We start from the raw sequence: 17,390 nt of genomic DNA, 5'->3' as shown, positions 1-17,390 counted from the left end.
ATCTAAGCGGAGAAGAGCCCCTGAACTAATCCGATGACTCTCGATTTAAGTAAATAATCTAAATGATTTTTGTCCAATAGTTACTTAGGACAAACCAACATACTACAATAGGAAATTTTTCCGGCTTAGTTATTCGTTATCTTCACTCAATGCAAATTTGATCTCGTCTGAAGAGAACCCCTTTCGACTTAGCATCGCGTAAGCCTTGGAGCGTTCTTTATGATCGTTTAGGTCATAAGACTTCTTCTGCAACTGTTCTAAACACGAAGAATAGAAATCTAGCTGCTCTTCATTAATCAATCGGTCGATGAGCGATGACAGTTCACTTGTGTCGATTTGTCGTTGTCTAAGTTCTTGCTGAATGGCGGTCAGGCCCTTGCCTTTACGAGCATACTTGAGCACCTCTTTTTCCAAATCGGCTTTCTCGGCCTTAATTTGAATGTTACTTTTCAGTTGATGCGCTTGTGGGTGCTGGTCAATCGCTACCTTAACTTGTTGATAGCTAAAGCCACGCTTTTGCAGTGTCGCAACCAGCTTTTCACGGCTCATGGTAAAGCTTGAATAGTAGTGGTTGATTCGGTCTATCAAGATGGTTTGTTCATCAATAGACTTTTCGAACGACACTTTATGGATTGCATCAGAAATCACTGAATCGGTCAGCCCCTTCTTCTTCAGTTTTTCGACAATGTATCGAGAACCGAATTCACCAGAGAAAGCTTGTTCCACGAATTGTTCTGCAAACACTTGGTCAGACTTGAGATACCCGAAGCCTTTCAATGTCCCTAGAGTTTCATCGATCCATTCTTGATTGTCGGTTTTCACTTTGAGCTTCGCCACTAACTCGCTTTCCGTCATGTCTCTCTGAGTTAAATGCCACATCGCAGAGTTCATAACACTTTCAATTCGCGTCGCTTTTCTTACCGTTGTATTTCTAGTATTCGTTTTTTGCTGTGAATCGTCCATTCGATTTCAACTTTCCAGATTAAGCCTACCCCATCATAACGTAATTCTAAGGTGGTTGAGTGACATAAAAGAATGAAGCTCAACATAAGCGGCAACCAATAAAAATGGACGCTTGTTCAGCGTCCATTTGATATCACATTAAGAATGATGGCTCTAAGCCATGCTTAGCTTTTTCGTAATAGCTTTTCATACTAGATCTTTCGTTTAGTTCTCTTCGTGATTGTAAATATGTACATCTCGTTGAGGGAATGGAATCGTGATGCCTTCTTCATCGAAGCGTTTCTTCACGGTTTCCGTTACATCCCAGTACACATCCCAATAGTCATCAGTCTTAACCCAAGGTCGTACTACGAAATCAACAGAAGACGTATTCAAGGTATGAAGCTTGATCATATGCTCTGGTTTTTTCAACACTAGAGGGTGTGCAAGAATGATGTCGTTCAATACCGCTTTCGCTTTATCGATATCATCTGAATAACCAATACCGAAAACCATATCAACACGTCTTACACGTTCTGCCGTGATGTTGTTGATCACGTCACCCCAAATCTTGTTGTTTGGGATCACCAAGCGTTGGTTATCAATGGTTTGAACAGTCGTCGATACTAAGCTCATGTCTTTTACCGTGCCTTGCACGCCTGCCACTTTAACCATGTCACCGACGTCATAAGGACGGTAGATCAAGATCATCAAACCCGATGCAAAGTTAGATAGTGTGTCTTGCAATGCGAAACCAATGATGACACCGGCTACACCGAAACCAGTAAGAAGAGGTGCTAGCTCTATCCCTATTTGAGACAGTGCGATAAGCAAACCAATAAACACGACCGCTTTAGATGCGATGGATACAAAGAAGTCCTGCATCAATACACTGAAGTCCATTTTAGAGTGCGAAACACTCTTACGAACGGTTTTGCGAGCCACGTTAGCAATAAGGCGAGTTACATACAAAATACCGAGAAACAGAGCAAGTTTAACGATAAAAGAAGGGGTATTTTCAAAAGCCCATGAACTGAACGAACGAAGCCAACCATCCAACAGCTCCAGTGCAACATCAACATCCAACACATCGGCGTTAATGTCACCTGTCGTCGCTAGCAAAACACGTTTGTACGAAGTCACATCCACGCCAAACGGTTCCATTAGCGTGATGGTTTCTTCTAAGCTCGCCACCATGACACTGGTTCGCTCACTGAAGCGTTCAAGCTCAGTTTTAATCGTCGCTTTCTCTTCTTCACTTACATAAGATAACCGGCGTTCTAAATCTTGACGTTGTGTATCCGTGTATAGAATTGCATTAGTAAGATATTGAGAACGAGAAACAAGTGCCGTTTTGAGCTCACCTTCAGGAACCGCAACATCAACATCACGCTCTTTCGACCAATCTAATGTCTTAGCAAGCTGCTGATAATAGACATCCATCATTCCGATTCGTTTTTGAATACGCAATTCAAGGCGTTTTTTAGCGTCACCTTCAGCTGAACGGTTTTCTTTACTCATTGAAACGATTTTAGTTTCATTCAACGACAGCAATTTTTGTAGCAGTTCGACCTGCTGAGCAAGAGTGACATCCAGCCCCTCTTTTTTATCTGACGATAGCTGTGAAAAAATCTCTTCGCGTAAGCCCTGGTTCTTACGCCTTAAGATATCTTCAAGAAAGGGTTTTTCAGCATCATGCGCCGTTTCTAATGTTGCTAGATCGAGCATTAACTGATCTTGTACTTCTGCGATTTTCTCAACGCTCTGCGCATAACTTCCAAATGCGACAAACGCCAACATTAACAATAGACAACGCCAAACCTTCATCATATTAATTCCTATCACTGTCTAAATTGACCCTATAAATAGTAGTAAAAAGAATATGGATAACAAGCATTTAAACGTATGTTATGCTAAAAATTCGCAAATTATCAGCCTTCTTCTAATATTTGAGAGTTCCAATCCCCTCTTATGACCTGTAGAGTACGCATCCAACAAAGAACAACGACCAATATCTTCATTCTGGCACATGCACTAAAGCGCCTTAAATAGGATGTTGGCTCACAGCAAGAGATCATAAAAATGAACAACGAACTTGATATTATTGAGTCTCTAGAAGAACTAGAGCAATTCCTAATTTCAGTGGAAGCTGGCGGTTTAGGCCTTGAAGGGGTTGAAGGGGTAGGCATGGCAACCAATAATTCAGATGGTCGTCACTTCGTTGCTGTATTCAATAGCAGCCATAAAGTTCTGCTTGCTCGCTGGATCACCAAAGAGGTGTTTGATAACGGTAAAGATTTGGTACGTAACGGCCCTCGCCGCACTCACTAAGCCTTTCCAATAGCACCAATGATTAAAGCCCAACACGTTCACTGACGATCTGTTGGGCTTTTTTGTATCGCCTGTCCCGTCCTGATAGTTAATAAACCACTCAATACAGAATAATTAGCGATAACTTTCAGTTGTTGTGAACTTTAGCTACAGCTCAATGTAGTATTCGCGTGAATTGGTGTTTATGCGTCTTTTATCGTGTATCTGCCGTTTCCCGCATTTATACATAGTTTCACTTTAACCATTTTATGACTTGTGGCACGAAGAGAACTTATCTAAGCTAACCACAATTCAATGAGCTTGCTTTAACGACTAACAGATTTGATTACTGACTAATTTGCTGAACACATCGCTACTTTTCTTATCCACACAGAACCGCCGACAAAAGCATTCGCTTTGGGCGCTCTTCCTTACCGGACTGGTTATCGTAACTTGTCTGGCGAGCACTCTGGCCGTCAAGAAAGTATCGTTATCTGCATCCGCTAATGGCCAATCAGTCCTAGTTGGCGCACAAACTCATACAGAAACCAGTAATCCCCAAACCAACATCGCTTCTTCAGAAAAAATGGCTGCTCTATACGCCAGCGTTTTCGGCTTAGAAGCCTCAAAAATGTTAACGTCCCCCAATTCAAATTCATGCAGCCTAAGTTCGAAAATGCTGACCTTTGCCGCACCTAAAACGGGCTGGCTGATCCCTTTCGTTCTGATGATTGCTGTTGCATTCAACTTATCTCCGCACATCTCGAGATTATCCGGAGACAATCATCGCTCTACTCGACCGACAAAACACCGATTGCATCTAAAGCACTGTATATTTAGAGAGTAAATAACCGGGCTACTACACCCTTTTATTTATTTTTTGGAGATACATTTGTGTACAACACACTACTAACTAAGTTTGTCGATTCATTGGCATTCTCTATGCGTACATGCGCGAAAACCTTAGTCACTGCCCTTTTGGTTATGACGTCATTTACCGCCTTGGCACAGACAACGGGCTGGCTTAGTGTGCCTGAGCATCCGCCTGTAAAAATGCGAATGATGTCGACAGGTGAACAGTCGGATGACGGCTCTAAGATCCAAACCGTGCTCGATGTCGTGCTCGACGGCGACTGGAAAACCTATTGGCGCAGCCCAGGCGAAGGTGGTATTCCGCCAAGCTGGGACTGGTCTGGTTCAACAAACATTGAGTCAGTAGAGTGGCACTGGCCGATACCTAAGTACTACGAGCAGCTTGACGTCATGACGTTAGGCTACAAAAAGCATGTCAGCTTTCCTGTCACGTTAACCCTGAAAGACAACACGAAGCCTGCAATATTTAGGGCGTCGTTTACCTTTCCGTCGTGTACCAATATCTGTGTGTTAACCGATTACGATATCGAACTGCCGATTGACCCACAAACCTTAGCGCTCGATGAAGAAGCGATGTTCTTGTTCAACCAAGGCATGAGCCAATCTCCACGAGAAGCTAATCGCACTTCAGTCAATGGTCTATTTTGGGACAAGAGCAAGCAACAACTGGTTACTCAGCTGACAAGTAAAGATGGCTGGGATAAGCCGATGGTGTTGATTGACGGGCAAGAAGTGATTGATGACTTCTTCTCTCAACCAAGCGTCCACATCACAGACAATACAATGACGGCCGTATTTGATGTTAGCAACTGGATAGGCGAAGTCGACTTAACGGATCGCACCGTTAGTGTCACCGTTTCAGACACTAATTTTGCCGAAGAGATGACGGCTCAAGTTGGCTCAGAACCGATCGCTTACCAAACAAGCAACAACGGCTTTCTAGCAATGATTGGCTTTGCTTTAATTGGTGGTTTGATCCTCAACATCATGCCATGTGTGTTACCAGTATTAGGAATGAAATTAAACAGCATCATTCAAAACCAAGGTGCATCTAATCGTCATATTCGACTCTCATTCTTAGCTTCTGCTTCAGGTGTCATTACATCATTTGCGCTGTTAGCCCTAGGTATGACCGCTCTAAAAATGGGTGGTAATGCGATTGGTTGGGGAATCCAATTCCAAAATGTTTGGTTCATCGGATTCATGCTGATCATCACTTTGCTGTTCTCAATTAACCTGCTTGGGTTATTCGAATTCAGACTACCATCAGGCTTAAACACTTGGATGGCAACCAAAGGCGATGACTCACATTCAGGCCACTTTGTTCAAGGCATGTTTGCAACGCTGTTAGCAACGCCGTGTAGCGCGCCATTCCTTGGCACTGCGGTTGCTTATGCACTTGGAGCAAGCTACCAAGAGTTGTGGGCTATCTTCATCGCGCTTGGTATTGGTATGAGCGCACCTTGGTTGATTTTCGCCTTATTCCCAAGCCTAACTAAATTGTTACCAAAACCGGGCGCTTGGATGTTCAAAGTTAAGTTGGTGTTCGGCTTAATGATGTTCATCACCAGCCTGTGGTTAACAAGCCTACTGAGCCCATTCATTGGCAAGTTCCCAACCATCTTGTTGTCACTGTTTATCGTCATTTCAGTGCTAATTTGGATTGGCATGAAGTTAGGGCGCAAGGTACTGATTCCTATCATGGCAACCACAACCTTGGTATTTGGTGCTGCATTGATCGTCGGTAGTGTCACCGCTGATAACTGGGCGACTCCGATTGTTGACGATCTCGCTTGGCAAAAGCTGGATGCGAAGCAAATCCCTCAGCTCGTTGATCAAGGCAAAACGGTGTTTGTTGATGTAACTGCTGATTGGTGTATCACTTGTAAAGCCAACAAGATCGGCGTCATCCTTCAAGACCCTGTCTACAGCCACCTACAGCAAGAAGACATTGTTTTGATGAAAGGTGATTGGACAACACCAAGCGAAAGTGTCACTCAATACTTACAAAGTAATGGGCGATTTGGTGTGCCATTTAATATCGTCTACGGTCCGAGCTATAAAAGCGGTATTCCAATGCCTGTCATTCTCAACAGTGACACTGTCGTTCAAGCCATCGACGCTGCGAGATAACTGATGAAGACTCCCAACAATGAAGATAAATCTAGCACGATTGAAGACGACGCTGTAAAGGGTGAGGCCAAAAAGCCAAGTCGTCTTAAGAAGTGGGGAAAGGAACTGGTTTCAATGATATTGATCGTTGGCGTGGTTTCATTTGCCATGGACTTTTATCACAGCAGAAGCATGCCTCAGGGCGATGCGATTCCAATTGTGGGTCAATCGCTCCAAGGCGAAGATATTGATGTTATCGAGCTAAGCAAAAATGGTAAGCCAGTCATTGTCTATTTTTGGGCGACTTGGTGTGGTGCCTGCAAATTTGTAAGCCCGACGGTTAATAGCTTCAGTGATTCCCATCAGGTGGTTTCGGTCGCTCTATCGTCTGGTCCAGACGAACGTGTCCAGCGATACTTGGATGCAAAAGAGTATGACTTCCCTGTTATCAATGATCTTTCTGGGTCAATCAGCAGAAGTTGGGGCGTTAATGTCACGCCAAGTATTGTCATCATCAAAGATGGAAAGATTAGCAGTATCGCAACCGGCGTTACATCCCCTATCGGCCTGTGGTTAAGAACCTACTTTGCCTAAATCGCTCACAAAGAAAAACAGAGCAAAGCTAAGTAAATAAACCGACTCAGCCAGTTTAACAAACAATATTAATGTGAGCGCAACCTAATAAGCGCTCACGATTATCACGAATTAGAGAAAAGACAATATGAAAAAGCATCTGATAAGCGCACTGATTTTAGGCTCATTAATGAGTACTAATGCCTTCGCAGAATTAAACAAAGAACAAACTCAACAACTTGAAGAAATTAATCAATTCCTGAAGGAAAACCCATCGACGATCTCTGGATTGCATACCAGTTTAGAGCAGTACGTAGGAGGTCAAGAGCAAGCGAAGAAAGCCCAAGCGGAAAGCCATGATTGGTTATACAACAATGACGCTCACCCGATCCTTGGCAATCCAGATGGTAAATCGGTCATCATTAACTTTACCGACTATAACTGCCCTTACTGTAAGCGCTTGGAAAAAGGCTTGGTTCAATTAGCCTCTGAAAACAGCGACATTAAAGTGATCAACGTGTACTTATCGTTTAAGCAACAACAAGTTGCGGGGCTAGACACCAACGCGGCGCTATACGCGATGAAAGTATGGAAAGATAACCCAGAAGCATTCCCTGAAGTTGATAGATTGCTGATGGCGAAAAGCGGTATTCACTCGAAAAGCTCACTAGAAGCCGTTGCCAAGAAGACGGGAACAGAGGCGGAACTAAAAACAACTCAAGAACAAAACCAGGTTCTAACCACTAACCATCAAACGTTCAGTGCACTCGGCTTAACGGGCACTCCAACCATGATGATGAACGGAAATGTTTTACCAGGATATGTGCCTTACGACCGATTAAAAGAGGTCGTGGATGACGCTTTTTAATCGAGTGTAGATAGAGATAAAGATTCAAAAGAGAAGTAATAAAAAGCCGACTCGCGTAACTCGCAGTCGGGTTTTTGATGAGTTTAAGATAATGTTTTCAATATTATTTTTGAAATAGAAAAGCAGTCGAAGTGTCACTATCTTGCAATGGATTCTTAATCTAGCCTCGCTACTCTAAAAGCAGTTCTCTCGATGAGTCCAAGACGTGCTTACTCTAGACAACTGTCCTTTGACCGAGCCTAGCTCGGTCTTTTTTTACGTGTTTTAGATAACAACACAGTGCATTAACACGGAAACGTCCAACCGACTGAGCCTTAACTCAGCAAGCGACAAACAAGCGCACCCGGCTCCCTTAGCGCATCCACGTTATAGCTAAGGACACGTCCGGCAGACGGCGCGTGATAACGGCGACACTCATTACCGAACGCATCATATTGGATGGCGAGCAGATCATCTTGTTCGACACTTTGCAAAAGCTCGACCTGAGTCAACACAAAGCCACCTATGTCGGCGCGTATAGACACGACGTTGTTGCCTTCTATCCAGTCCATACTTGGCAGCTGCATTTTCTCGGGATGATTTATTTCAACCTCGAACATTCCATAATAAGATAGCATGTTAAAAACACCGTCTACCGCTCGTTGAATCATGTCAGGCTGAGTAAATTTCCCCATCCCAACTTCCACCGTGATGCTCGGAATTCCACTTCGATTCCAAACCGTTTCCAAAATACCTGGGTCACCAGGGTCATTCAGAACACAATCGGGCTGCATCAGCCTCGCCATCTCCAAACATTGTTCTATGCGGTAATCAGCAAACACATAAAGTGGATAAACTGCGCCACGAGTTTGAGTGTGGAGGTCAACGGCGAAGGTGGCATTATGCTTAAGCAAACGCTCCCACAAAGACGCAACAAAGCGCTCCGCAGCCAAGCCATTCGCGTCACCCGGAAAGAGTCGATTAAGATTAGCAGGGCAAGAACCCGGATCCGAAGAGATGAAATCACGGCTATGGTTCAGCAAGCCAGACAGATTCACAGTAGGTACAATCGTTACCGTGCCTTTGAGCGTTTTACCGACTAAGTCCCTGATAATTTGCTGTGCAGCCAACACTCCGTTTAGCTCATCACCGTGAATACCGGCGGTGATCATCAAACTAGGACCTTCTTGACTGCCTTTGAAAACAGAAACCGGCATGTTCTTAGGTTGCCCTAGCCCATCACTGGTGACTTGAAACCAAAACTGGTGCTCTCCAACGGGTAGGTCTTCAACATTCAAGGAGCCAATAACCTGCCTACCTTGTAAAACATCGCCTAAGTACTCTGTTTTCATCCAACGTCTCCATATTGTTGAGCAGAATCTATTCTCTTCTAAGTTTTTGCATCATAGAGGATATCCTTACCAGTACAAGCAGTTAATCAGATTAACAAGCTCTCAGCGCAGCCAAAATTCACCACCATCGACATACGTGATTGCAAGGTAAAACTTGCTAATGTGACCTTTGAAATACACGCAACTTGTATAACTATTCATAGAACACTCAGTCGCATGAAATAAAAGTGCAATAAAATCAACACTTAAAAAAGTTCCCCATTCACGAAAATGTAATTTTATGGAAATGAAAGCTTAATTTATCTGCTCTAAATTAGCTTCATATCGAAACGGAGAGCACATTGCTCACGGATTTTAAAATACAAGGTAAGTGATTATGAAAAAGGCAGTTCTAGCTTCTGCAGTGGTAGCGGCACTAGTTTCAGGTTCATCTCTAGCAGCAACAGTTTACAGCTCTGACGGTACAGAACTTAAAATTGGCGGTCGTGCGGAATTCCGTGGTGATTTCATTGGTTCAGGCGGTAAAGAAATCGACGGAACAATGAAAAATAAAAGCCGTGTACGTTTAAATGTTGGCGGTACTACAGAAATCACTAGCGACCTATCTGGTTTTGGTTTCTACGAAGCAGAACAAGGCGTAAATTCTTCAGCTGACAATGATGAAACTGACAACTTTAAGCAACGTTACATGTATGCAGGTTTTGAAGGTAACTTCGGCGCAGTATCAGTAGGTCGTCAAGATACAGCTGCAGCTCAAATCTCAGAAATGTCGGATGTTACTATCTACTCTGGTGACCAAAAAGCATTCATCAATGCAGGTGACGAGCAAATCAATAACACGTTTGTATACGCTTACGACGCAGACGCACTTTCTCTTAAAGCAAGTTTGATTGCTGGTGAAGACAAAGATACTGGCGGTTACGGTATCTCTGGCATTTACACACTACCGATGGGCTTAGGTTTCGGTCTTGGTTACTCAGGTAACGACAACGGTACTGGTAATGGTTCAGCTACAGCATTGATTGCTGGTATTAACTACAAAATGGATGCTTTATACCTAGGTGCAACCTACACAATGGGTGACCTAGACGACAAAGCAAAAACTGAGTTCTCTGGTGTGGAAGTTGCTGCTAAATACAAGCTAACAGACCAATTTGAACTGGCAGGTTTGTACCAAAAACAAGAAAAAGACGCGACACAGAACTTAACTGAAGACACAGCTGACTTCTTTGAGCTGACTGGTACTTACAAGTTCAACAAATCTATCCGTACATACGTTGCTTACCAATTAAACAATCTAGACGACGTAAAAGTTGCAGGTTTAGAAACACAAAGTGAAGACTCTCTTCGCCTAGGTGTACGCTACGACTTCTAATCTAAAGCTACTTTAGATGAAGACCAAAAAGGTTGGGCAATAGCTCAACCTTTTTTCATATTCAAATATTCTGACTGACTTCATCAATGCTTTTTCTGGTTAAGTGGTGCTAAATCCGTATCATAGGTGTACCACATCAAATAATTAGAAGCATCATGTCACAACACCATCCGATCCAAGGCGCTAGCTGGATGCTAACCGCAGGCCTAGCCTTTGCCGTCATTAACAGCCTAACTCAAATCGCTAGCATTCATTTCGGACTTACTTCTACTACCGTTGCCGTCATTCAATACGCCATCGCGTTGTTCGCTATTCTTCCTTATCTGAAAACGCTGGGCATTCGCCGCGCGCTAAAAACAGACAACCTCAAATTGCATGTATTCCGTGTGTTTTTATCGGTAATTGGTATTCAACTTTGGATATGGGCGTTGGCTTACCCAGTTCCTATTTGGCAAGGCATTGCCCTTCTCATGACGTCGCCACTGTTTGCAACCATAGGTTCAGGGCTTTTCCTCAAGGAGAAAGTTGGAGCTGCTCGCTGGGGCGCGACCTTAGCAGGTTTCGTGGGTGCGATGGTGATTCTAGAGCCGTGGGCTGAAGACTTTAACTGGGCAACGCTACTACCGATTGGCGCCGCTTTCTTTTGGGCATGCTACTCACTTATGGTGAAGAAGCTCTCTTCACAAGACAGCCCTTCTACCATGGTGGTCTACCTTTTACTATTGATTACACCATTTAACATCCTACTTGCTGCGCCAGATTGGCAGACGCCAAGTGGCGGTACGATTTGGGCGATCTTAATTGTCATCGGTGTTATGACGGCACTTGCTCAATGGGCAATTGTAAAAGCCTACTCAGTCGCTGATGCTTCATTCGTACAACCTTTTGACCACGCAAAATTACCGCTAAATGTCCTAGCAGGTTGGATTGTATTTAGCTGGGTTCCACCGGGTCGTTTATGGCTCGGGGCTGCTATTATTATTGCGTCAGTCGCATTTATAACGCACTGGGAAACGAAAAAGCCGTCAAAACTGAAGAAAGTTTAGGGTTAGTGAAATAAATAGTTCAACAGTCCGTTCTATATGGATAAGAGAATTCAAACGAGGCCGTAACCATGAAGAAACCAGTCAAGATTACACTATACCGTTGGGCAGGCAGTTGGGGTCCATTTAAAGTTAATATCCCATGTGGAGAATGTACCCTTACCAAAGACATTCTGAAGGATACTTTTGAGAATGAGTTGGCCGATGTCGATGTCGAACTGGAAGTGAAAGATTGGTTGTCTCACTGGTGGGAGCCGCTAAAACTAGGCTCTTGGCATGCTCCAATCCTTGTTGTTGAAGGCAAAGTGGTCAGCCAAGGTGAAGCGCTGAATCGCGGTGTGTTAATCCAATCGGTGATCAAAGAGTGGACCAAACGAGACAGCCTAAAAGGCAACATCGTTTATGGTAAGGCGACCTGCCCATTCTGTGTTAAAGCGAAGAAAATGCTGGATGAAGCGGGTGTTGAATACCAATACCACGATGTCGTAAAAGATAGCGCCGCTTTGTACCGTATGATTCCAGAGGTAAAAGCACACATTGGTGAGAAAACACCGGTCACCGTCCCGCAGATCTGGCTTGATGGTAAGTACATCGGTGGTGCCGATAACTTAGAAGCGTGGATGAAAGAGAATGGCTTAGATAGCATCCCTAATAATGTGGTCGACTTATCCAATCAATCTGCTGGCTGAGTTCATTAAAAGCCATTAGTCAGAAGCTTAATTAGTGTTTTTTGTGTCCATCCACAACAAAACAAAGCGATAACTTTCACCAATCGCTAAAACGAAAAAGGCCTTAAACTTCATCGAGTTTAAGGCCTTTTAAAATTCCGTTTTTGAAAATGCTTATTTAGCCATTTTCTTCATCATTCGCTTAAAGAACGATGGTTTCTTTGGCTTTGAAGTGCCGTACAATGCTTCGTGCATCATGTTTTTTGCTGCCATTTGACCAAGGTATGCGTGGCCTAGTTCGTAATTCATGCTTATCTCCGCACATAATCAACTTTCTTTAGCGCGGATTTTACACTTAAAACGCCCAAAAACAAGATCCAAATCACACTTTAATGCAATATTAAGCATCCATTTGCAATTAGCCTAATTTTGTCTCTGTGCTAACCAGCATTGTTTTTGTATATCAATGAGTTAACCTAAATTCTGGTTTGAGCTTAATGCTCCATTCCTAATAACAACCCAAGACATTGATTTAGACACTGATAAAAAAAGCAGCTCAAGAGAGCTGCTTTCTAAAATGCTTTACTTAGAAACCTAGCTACGCTTCGGCTGTCTGTAAGTTTTACCGGCAATTTGGTATGTGTCTTTTTGCTTCAATTCAAACATCGTTTCAAAGAACCAAGCTGCAAATTTGATTAAGTCATCGCCTTCATTCATGACATGTTCGATGTACTCTTGCTCTTCGCCTTGTTCATTTTCTTGAAGCGTCACGTGGTAAATACGCTTTTCGCCTTCCACTTCAGCAAGTGCAAATTGACCAGTCAGTGATGCAGCAGCCTCAGCGACTTCTGTATCCTCATTGGATTTCAATAGCTCAAGCGCTTGAGGCAGGCCATCTAGTGCGCAGATAGCTTTTACCAGTACTTCAAATTCATTTTGCTGCATTTTGTTTTTACCTATTCAATGGACCGAAGCATTGTAGAAAACCATCAGCACAAATACAACGTATTAACGATGGTGCGTTAAACGATAGTGAATTTAGTGTTTAGCTATATTCCACTTCAACAGTATCGCCTTTGTTGTTCATTTTGGTTGAAGACCAAAGCACTCCGCCCATGGCTGCGCCAATAATGAGGTAGAACACGCCTAACTGTAGATGAGTCGTGACCCAACTCTCTACTAGATACCCACCCAATAAACCCGCTAAACACATCTGAATAGAGCCCGACAATGCCGATACTGCGCCCGCTTGCTTCTTATGAGGTTCTAACAACATACTGATCGATAGAGGGAACGAGATACCTTGCGCTATCGCCAACCAAGTAAACGCCCAAACCAAGTTAAAGATGGATAACTCATGAGTAAGAAGCCAAGTTCCCGAAGCCAAAATAATCAAAATCGCAAGGCTCATCAATTGCGGAGTGCTAAACCTACGATTGAACAAGTTCAAAGCCACGCTACCGATCAGTAAGCCTGCCGAAGGGACAATCATCAATGAACCATACTCAGCGGCGGTCAGCCCCAATTGCTCTTGCATTAAGAATGGGAATAAAGATAACGATACCAAACTCGCCATATAACTCATCCAGTTATAACTGGCGCTGCTTATCACTTGGCGATTCGTTAACAAGCGTCCGTAGTTCTTTACCACTTGGCTGATTTCAAAACGGCTCTTCCCATATGGCAGAGTTTCATGCAACACGAAGTAACCCAGTGTGAATATCGCCAGTAAATACAATAGAACGAAAAGGAACACCGCCTGCCAACCAAGGTGGAATGAAATCCAGCCACCAAATACAGGCGCGATGATCGGCATAATCGACGCGGTGATCGAGATATAAGACAACGCTTTGGTAAGCTGTGAACCATCATAGCTGTCACGAAGCACACTTCGCCCAAGAACCGAGGCACTGCCCGCCCCTAAACCTTGCAGCAAGCGACCAACTTCTAGCGCCGTCATATTGTCAGAAAACACAACACAAACGACTGTACCAATCAAATAAACACCCTGACCTAACAAGAAGATAGGTCTTCTTCCCACCGCATCGGACATTGGTCCGTAAAATAGCTGAGACAAGCCAAAACCCACCAGAAACAGCGTGACGAGCAGCTGTACATCTACTTGAGTAGCACTTAAGTCAGAAGCAATTAACGGCAATGCTGGCAAGTAGATGCTCACACCCACCTGCCCCGTAGCAATAATCATCATTGCTAAGAGTAACGGCGTTTTTTTAAAGGTCGATTGGCTCAAAAAATTCCCTATTCGTTTGATATTTGTTCATTAGATGAGTTTACATTCAAAACCAATAATTGATAATTAGCTAAATTGGAATTTTATTAAGTCCTAACAGGAAATAATATGGATTGGATTCTTAACGTAAAAAGCTATGTCAGAGTAGTGGAAGAAGGTAGCTTCAATGGTGCTGCTCGAAAACTTAACACCACCAGCTCGGCGATCAGCAAAAGAGTGAACTGGCTAGAAGAGCGCATAGGCACCCAACTGTTAAAGCGCACCACGCGATCAATTAGCCAAACCGAAGCAGGTGCGCTCTTTTACCTGCGAGCCAAGGATCAGCTCGACAATTGGCAGTCCATTATTGATGAGACTCGCTCGGTTAACCAAACCCCAGCAGGCCTATTAAAGATTGGCGCTACGATTGCGGTTGGCTCTAAGTTTCTGGTGCAATACATGGACGACTTCTTAGAAAAATACCCTGATATTAAGGTGCAGCTGATCACGACCACGCCAGGCCAATTACCTGAACTGGGCTTAGATCTGGTGATCAGTCGTGAACTAGAACAGCTCAACTCCTTAAGCTTCAAGAAAACACCGCTGTTTGAACACAAAGCCAGCTTCTATGCAGCGCCAAGCTATTTAGCTAAACATGGTTACCCCGCCAACGAGCAGGACTTAGAACAACACAACTCTTTGATTTGGGGAGAGCGCCCTACCCGAGAAGTCACACTCACCAAAGGGCAACGCATCACCCTCAATGGTAACTTTGCGACCACCAATCCAGAGGCTTTGTTTCATGCTGCGAAGCGAGGAATGGGCGTACTGTTAACCATCAAAGCGATGATCAAAGAGGATCTAAAGCAAGGGACATTAGTTCCAGTATTGCCAAATATTACCGCCGACGAAGTGATGGTTTACGCGTACTACCCTAAGCTTGATTACTCGCACACGCGAACCAAGCTCTTTTTGGACCATCTGAAAGACAGGCTAGACAAAGAGCGTAGCACGCAAGCTCTGTAAAATAAGTCACATTTTAATTTGAAAAGTTATACAACACGGCCAATAATAAACTTGACGCATATAGATTATACAAGTTCGCACATATACAAGATAATACGTATACCGCTTACACAGTGAATCTGGTTAACTAGGGGTGGTGGCTATGACTCAACATACGCACAATAGCATGATAGACACAGAGCGCATTGGCCGTTTGCTGAAATTGGAAGGTATCGACCTTTTAGAGTCAGCTGTGCTTACTTTACATCAGACCTTTGATACTCAATACACTAGCATCATTGAGAAGAAGTACTTCCCTGACCAAACCGTTCCTTTGGTGATCGCCCATTCTGATCATGTATTACATGACAAAATCAATGCGCGCCATGGTCACATCTACCAACAAGCCGTCAATCAAAGACACCCAGATTGCTCATTTTCTCAGTACATCGTCCAGTCATTGCCAACATCGGCATTTAGGCAGGAAATCACCTCACAAAACTCCATCGCGATCCCGACTCAAACTCAAAGTGGCGAAGTGATGGGCGTGCTGTTTTCAACGTTCACCTCGCCTCTTAGCCCTGATCAGCAACAAGACGTGGTAAAGCACCATCAATTGTTCGCCGACATCATCATCCACACCTTGCGTGAAATGTGGTTTAACGATCGTTCCGAACAACTTGTAAATCAGCTTAGTTATGAGGTGTCACACGACAGCCTAACCGGGTTACTCAACCGAAGCTGTTTATCAGATACCTTAGAGTCGATTACTCAACAGAGCGTCACTCCTTTTACATTGGCTTTACTCGATATCAATAGCTTCAAAGCCATTAATGATATGCACGGTAATTATATTGGCGACAAGGTGCTGCAGTTTGTCGCAGAAATATTGCGCCGAACTTTACCTGAAAGCAACCTGACTTTCCGGACTGCTGGCAACGAGTTCGCCTTCATCACCTACCATTCTGATCCGATAGCCGTGTGCGAACAAATACTGGCCAAAATTAAGCAGGGCTACAGTAGCGTTGATATCAAGATAGATTTCGACGTCAGCATCGGTATTGCCAGTTCGGATGGAGACAACAAAGACGTTGAGCAAATCATCTTCAATACCAGCTTGGCGCTTAAAGAGTGTAAACACAGCCAAGATACTCATATTCAATGTTATGACACTCACTTAAGAGTTCGTTACCAAAGAAAAACCGAGCTAGTCGCAGCGCTACGAAGTGAGCTGGAAAACCCAATTTCACAAAGCTATATCCCCGACAGCAATGGAATGTACGTAGTGGTACAGCCGATTGTGGGTCAAGGTGAAACGCAATGGGAATATTTCGAGGTACTGACTCGCTGGAAAACCGCCAGACATGGAGACATCTCACCCGTAGAGTTTATTCAAGTGGCAGAAGAGTCAGGGCTGATTGTCGAATTAGGTGAACGCATTATTGAATTGGTGTGCCGCGCTAAAACCACACTAGAGCAAGGCTTGGGCTACAAGGTTAAACTTGGAATCAACTGCTCTGCGCACGAGCTTACTGATTCGAAACGTTATATATCCTACCTGACTCGAACCATTGAACAGCACCATTTTAAGGCGAATGAGTTTGTTATCGAGTTAACCGAAACCGTTCTGTTATCGCCAACACAAGAGACAAAATCCGCGCTTAACTTTCTGAGAGGACAAGGCTTCACGATTGCACTCGACGACTTTGGTACAGGCTACTCCAGTTTGAACTACATCCACAGCTACCCTATCGATTGCATTAAAATTGATGCGACCTTTATTCGAGACTTGTTAACTAGTTCGACCTCAGAGAGCGTAGTATGGCTGATTGTTCAACTGGCCCATAGACTCGATGTATCTTTGGTTGCGGAAGGTGTTGAGAAGCATGAGCAATTAGAAAAGCTGCACGCGATGGGATGTGACAAGATCCAAGGTTACCTCTACTCACCTCCAATGCGACCTGAAGCTATCGTTAGCTATGTCGCGCACTCAGAGCCTTTAGTTTAAACCCTTACCGAACCTTCTATTGAGAACTAAAAAGCCGCAAGAGCATCACTTA

16 protein-coding genes are annotated in these 17,390 nt (G+C 43.8%); 9 read left to right on the top strand and 7 right to left on the bottom strand.

The window, feature by feature from the left end; translation table 11 throughout:
• Positions 1–129 precede the first annotated feature (129 nt).
• A complete protein-coding gene (locus AB4351_RS15455; RefSeq protein WP_017068390.1) occupies positions 130–963 on the bottom strand; it encodes a regulatory protein RecX in 834 nt (277 codons plus the stop codon).
• Positions 964–1,167: 204 nt separating this feature from the next.
• The gene (locus AB4351_RS15450; RefSeq protein WP_017062731.1) at positions 1,168–2,772 is read right to left on the bottom strand and encodes a mechanosensitive ion channel family protein; all 1,605 of its coding nucleotides are present in this window, start codon (positions 2,770–2,772) and stop codon (positions 1,168–1,170) included.
• A gap of 252 nt (positions 2,773–3,024) precedes the next feature.
• Here AB4351_RS15450 and AB4351_RS15445 point away from each other — a divergent pair, with 252 nt between their 5' ends.
• The gene (locus AB4351_RS15445) at positions 3,025–3,273 is read left to right on the top strand and encodes a hypothetical protein (RefSeq protein ID WP_017062732.1); all 249 of its coding nucleotides are present in this window, start codon (positions 3,025–3,027) and stop codon (positions 3,271–3,273) included.
• Positions 3,274–3,789: 516 nt separating this feature from the next.
• Here the strand turns inward: AB4351_RS15445 and AB4351_RS15440 are convergent.
• A complete protein-coding gene (locus AB4351_RS15440; protein ID WP_371722397.1) occupies positions 3,790–3,999 on the bottom strand; it encodes a hypothetical protein in 210 nt (69 codons plus the stop codon).
• 195 nt (positions 4,000–4,194) lie between these two features.
• On the opposite strand from AB4351_RS15440, the gene AB4351_RS15435 reads away from it, so the two are divergent.
• The 3 genes from AB4351_RS15435 to AB4351_RS15425 all read left to right on the top strand — a co-directional run bounded on the left by AB4351_RS15435 (position 4,195) and on the right by AB4351_RS15425 (position 7,678).
• Positions 4,195–6,258, top strand: coding sequence for a protein-disulfide reductase DsbD family protein (locus tag AB4351_RS15435; protein ID WP_372126478.1), 2,064 nt, complete (start codon positions 4,195–4,197; stop codon positions 6,256–6,258).
• A 3-nt stretch (positions 6,259–6,261) separates the two neighbouring features.
• The gene (locus AB4351_RS15430; protein WP_017064333.1) at positions 6,262–6,831 is read left to right on the top strand and encodes a protein disulfide oxidoreductase; all 570 of its coding nucleotides are present in this window, start codon (positions 6,262–6,264) and stop codon (positions 6,829–6,831) included.
• A gap of 127 nt (positions 6,832–6,958) precedes the next feature.
• A complete protein-coding gene (locus AB4351_RS15425; RefSeq protein ID WP_372126476.1) occupies positions 6,959–7,678 on the top strand; it encodes a DsbA family protein in 720 nt (239 codons plus the stop codon).
• A 314-nt stretch (positions 7,679–7,992) separates the two neighbouring features.
• On the opposite strand, the gene AB4351_RS15420 is transcribed toward AB4351_RS15425, so the two are convergent.
• The gene (locus AB4351_RS15420) at positions 7,993–9,009 is read right to left on the bottom strand and encodes a succinylglutamate desuccinylase/aspartoacylase family protein (protein WP_372126474.1); all 1,017 of its coding nucleotides are present in this window, start codon (positions 9,007–9,009) and stop codon (positions 7,993–7,995) included.
• Between the two features lie 376 nt (positions 9,010–9,385).
• Here AB4351_RS15420 and AB4351_RS15415 point away from each other — a divergent pair, with 376 nt between their 5' ends.
• From AB4351_RS15415 to AB4351_RS15405, 3 genes are all read left to right on the top strand, one after another.
• Positions 9,386–10,384 carry a porin gene (locus tag AB4351_RS15415; RefSeq protein ID WP_372126472.1) on the top strand — a complete coding sequence of 333 codons (999 nt, stop codon included), beginning with the start codon at positions 9,386–9,388 and terminating at the stop codon, positions 10,382–10,384.
• Between the two features lie 155 nt (positions 10,385–10,539).
• The gene (locus tag AB4351_RS15410) at positions 10,540–11,430 is read left to right on the top strand and encodes a DMT family transporter (protein WP_017089881.1); all 891 of its coding nucleotides are present in this window, start codon (positions 10,540–10,542) and stop codon (positions 11,428–11,430) included.
• 68 nt (positions 11,431–11,498) lie between these two features.
• On the top strand, positions 11,499–12,116 hold the full coding sequence (locus tag AB4351_RS15405; protein ID WP_017062739.1) for a glutaredoxin domain-containing protein: 618 nt from the start codon (positions 11,499–11,501) through the stop codon (positions 12,114–12,116).
• Positions 12,117–12,269: 153 nt separating this feature from the next.
• Here the strand turns inward: AB4351_RS15405 and AB4351_RS15400 are convergent, their stop codons facing one another.
• The 3 genes from AB4351_RS15400 to AB4351_RS15390 form a co-directional block, all read right to left on the bottom strand.
• Entirely contained in the window at positions 12,270–12,404 is a 135-nt protein-coding gene (locus AB4351_RS15400) for a hypothetical protein (RefSeq protein ID WP_010431176.1), read from the bottom strand.
• A gap of 285 nt (positions 12,405–12,689) precedes the next feature.
• Positions 12,690–13,040, bottom strand: coding sequence for a hypothetical protein (locus AB4351_RS15395; protein ID WP_017057980.1), 351 nt, complete (start codon positions 13,038–13,040; stop codon positions 12,690–12,692).
• Between the two features lie 100 nt (positions 13,041–13,140).
• Positions 13,141–14,346: a multidrug effflux MFS transporter gene (locus AB4351_RS15390; protein WP_372126470.1), complete on the bottom strand. Its 1,206-nt coding sequence runs from the start codon at positions 14,344–14,346 to the stop codon at positions 13,141–13,143.
• 108 nt (positions 14,347–14,454) lie between these two features.
• On the opposite strand from AB4351_RS15390, the gene AB4351_RS15385 reads away from it, so the two are divergent.
• Positions 14,455–15,351 (top strand): LysR family transcriptional regulator, encoded by an 897-nt coding sequence (locus AB4351_RS15385; protein ID WP_017062741.1) that lies wholly within the window; start codon positions 14,455–14,457, stop codon positions 15,349–15,351.
• A gap of 142 nt (positions 15,352–15,493) precedes the next feature.
• Positions 15,494–17,338: a putative bifunctional diguanylate cyclase/phosphodiesterase gene (locus AB4351_RS15380; RefSeq protein ID WP_372126469.1), complete on the top strand. Its 1,845-nt coding sequence runs from the start codon at positions 15,494–15,496 to the stop codon at positions 17,336–17,338.
• Positions 17,339–17,390: the final 52 nt, after the last annotated feature.

The organism is Vibrio sp. 10N.261.51.F11 (assembly GCF_041471665.1).
Classification (GTDB): Bacteria; Pseudomonadota; Gammaproteobacteria; order Enterobacterales; family Vibrionaceae; genus Vibrio; species Vibrio crassostreae_C.
This window is presented reverse-complemented; position numbering and strand designations above follow the sequence as displayed.

Excerpts from the sequence above, each read along its gene's own strand:
- AB4351_RS15385 (WP_017062741.1), top strand. The coding sequence starts at position 14,455 with ATGGATTGGATTCTTAACGTAAAAAGCTATGTCAGAGTAGTGGAAGAA.
- AB4351_RS15405 (WP_017062739.1), top strand. The coding sequence starts at position 11,499 with ATGAAGAAACCAGTCAAGATTACACTATACCGTTGGGCAGGCAGTTGG.
- AB4351_RS15430 (WP_017064333.1), top strand. The coding sequence starts at position 6,262 with ATGAAGACTCCCAACAATGAAGATAAATCTAGCACGATTGAAGACGAC.
- AB4351_RS15425 (WP_372126476.1), top strand. The coding sequence starts at position 6,959 with ATGAAAAAGCATCTGATAAGCGCACTGATTTTAGGCTCATTAATGAGT.
- AB4351_RS15450 (WP_017062731.1), bottom strand. The coding sequence starts at position 2,772 with ATGATGAAGGTTTGGCGTTGTCTATTGTTAATGTTGGCGTTTGTCGCA.
- AB4351_RS15420 (WP_372126474.1), bottom strand. The coding sequence starts at position 9,009 with ATGAAAACAGAGTACTTAGGCGATGTTTTACAAGGTAGGCAGGTTATT.
- AB4351_RS15445 (WP_017062732.1), top strand. The coding sequence starts at position 3,025 with ATGAACAACGAACTTGATATTATTGAGTCTCTAGAAGAACTAGAGCAA.
- AB4351_RS15400 (WP_010431176.1), bottom strand. The coding sequence starts at position 12,404 with ATGAATTACGAACTAGGCCACGCATACCTTGGTCAAATGGCAGCAAAA.
- AB4351_RS15415 (WP_372126472.1), top strand. The coding sequence starts at position 9,386 with ATGAAAAAGGCAGTTCTAGCTTCTGCAGTGGTAGCGGCACTAGTTTCA.
- AB4351_RS15395 (WP_017057980.1), bottom strand. The coding sequence starts at position 13,040 with ATGCAGCAAAATGAATTTGAAGTACTGGTAAAAGCTATCTGCGCACTA.
- AB4351_RS15455 (WP_017068390.1), bottom strand. The coding sequence starts at position 963 with ATGGACGATTCACAGCAAAAAACGAATACTAGAAATACAACGGTAAGA.
- AB4351_RS15435 (WP_372126478.1), top strand. The coding sequence starts at position 4,195 with ATGCGTACATGCGCGAAAACCTTAGTCACTGCCCTTTTGGTTATGACG.
- AB4351_RS15410 (WP_017089881.1), top strand. The coding sequence starts at position 10,540 with ATGTCACAACACCATCCGATCCAAGGCGCTAGCTGGATGCTAACCGCA.
- AB4351_RS15380 (WP_372126469.1), top strand. The coding sequence starts at position 15,494 with ATGACTCAACATACGCACAATAGCATGATAGACACAGAGCGCATTGGC.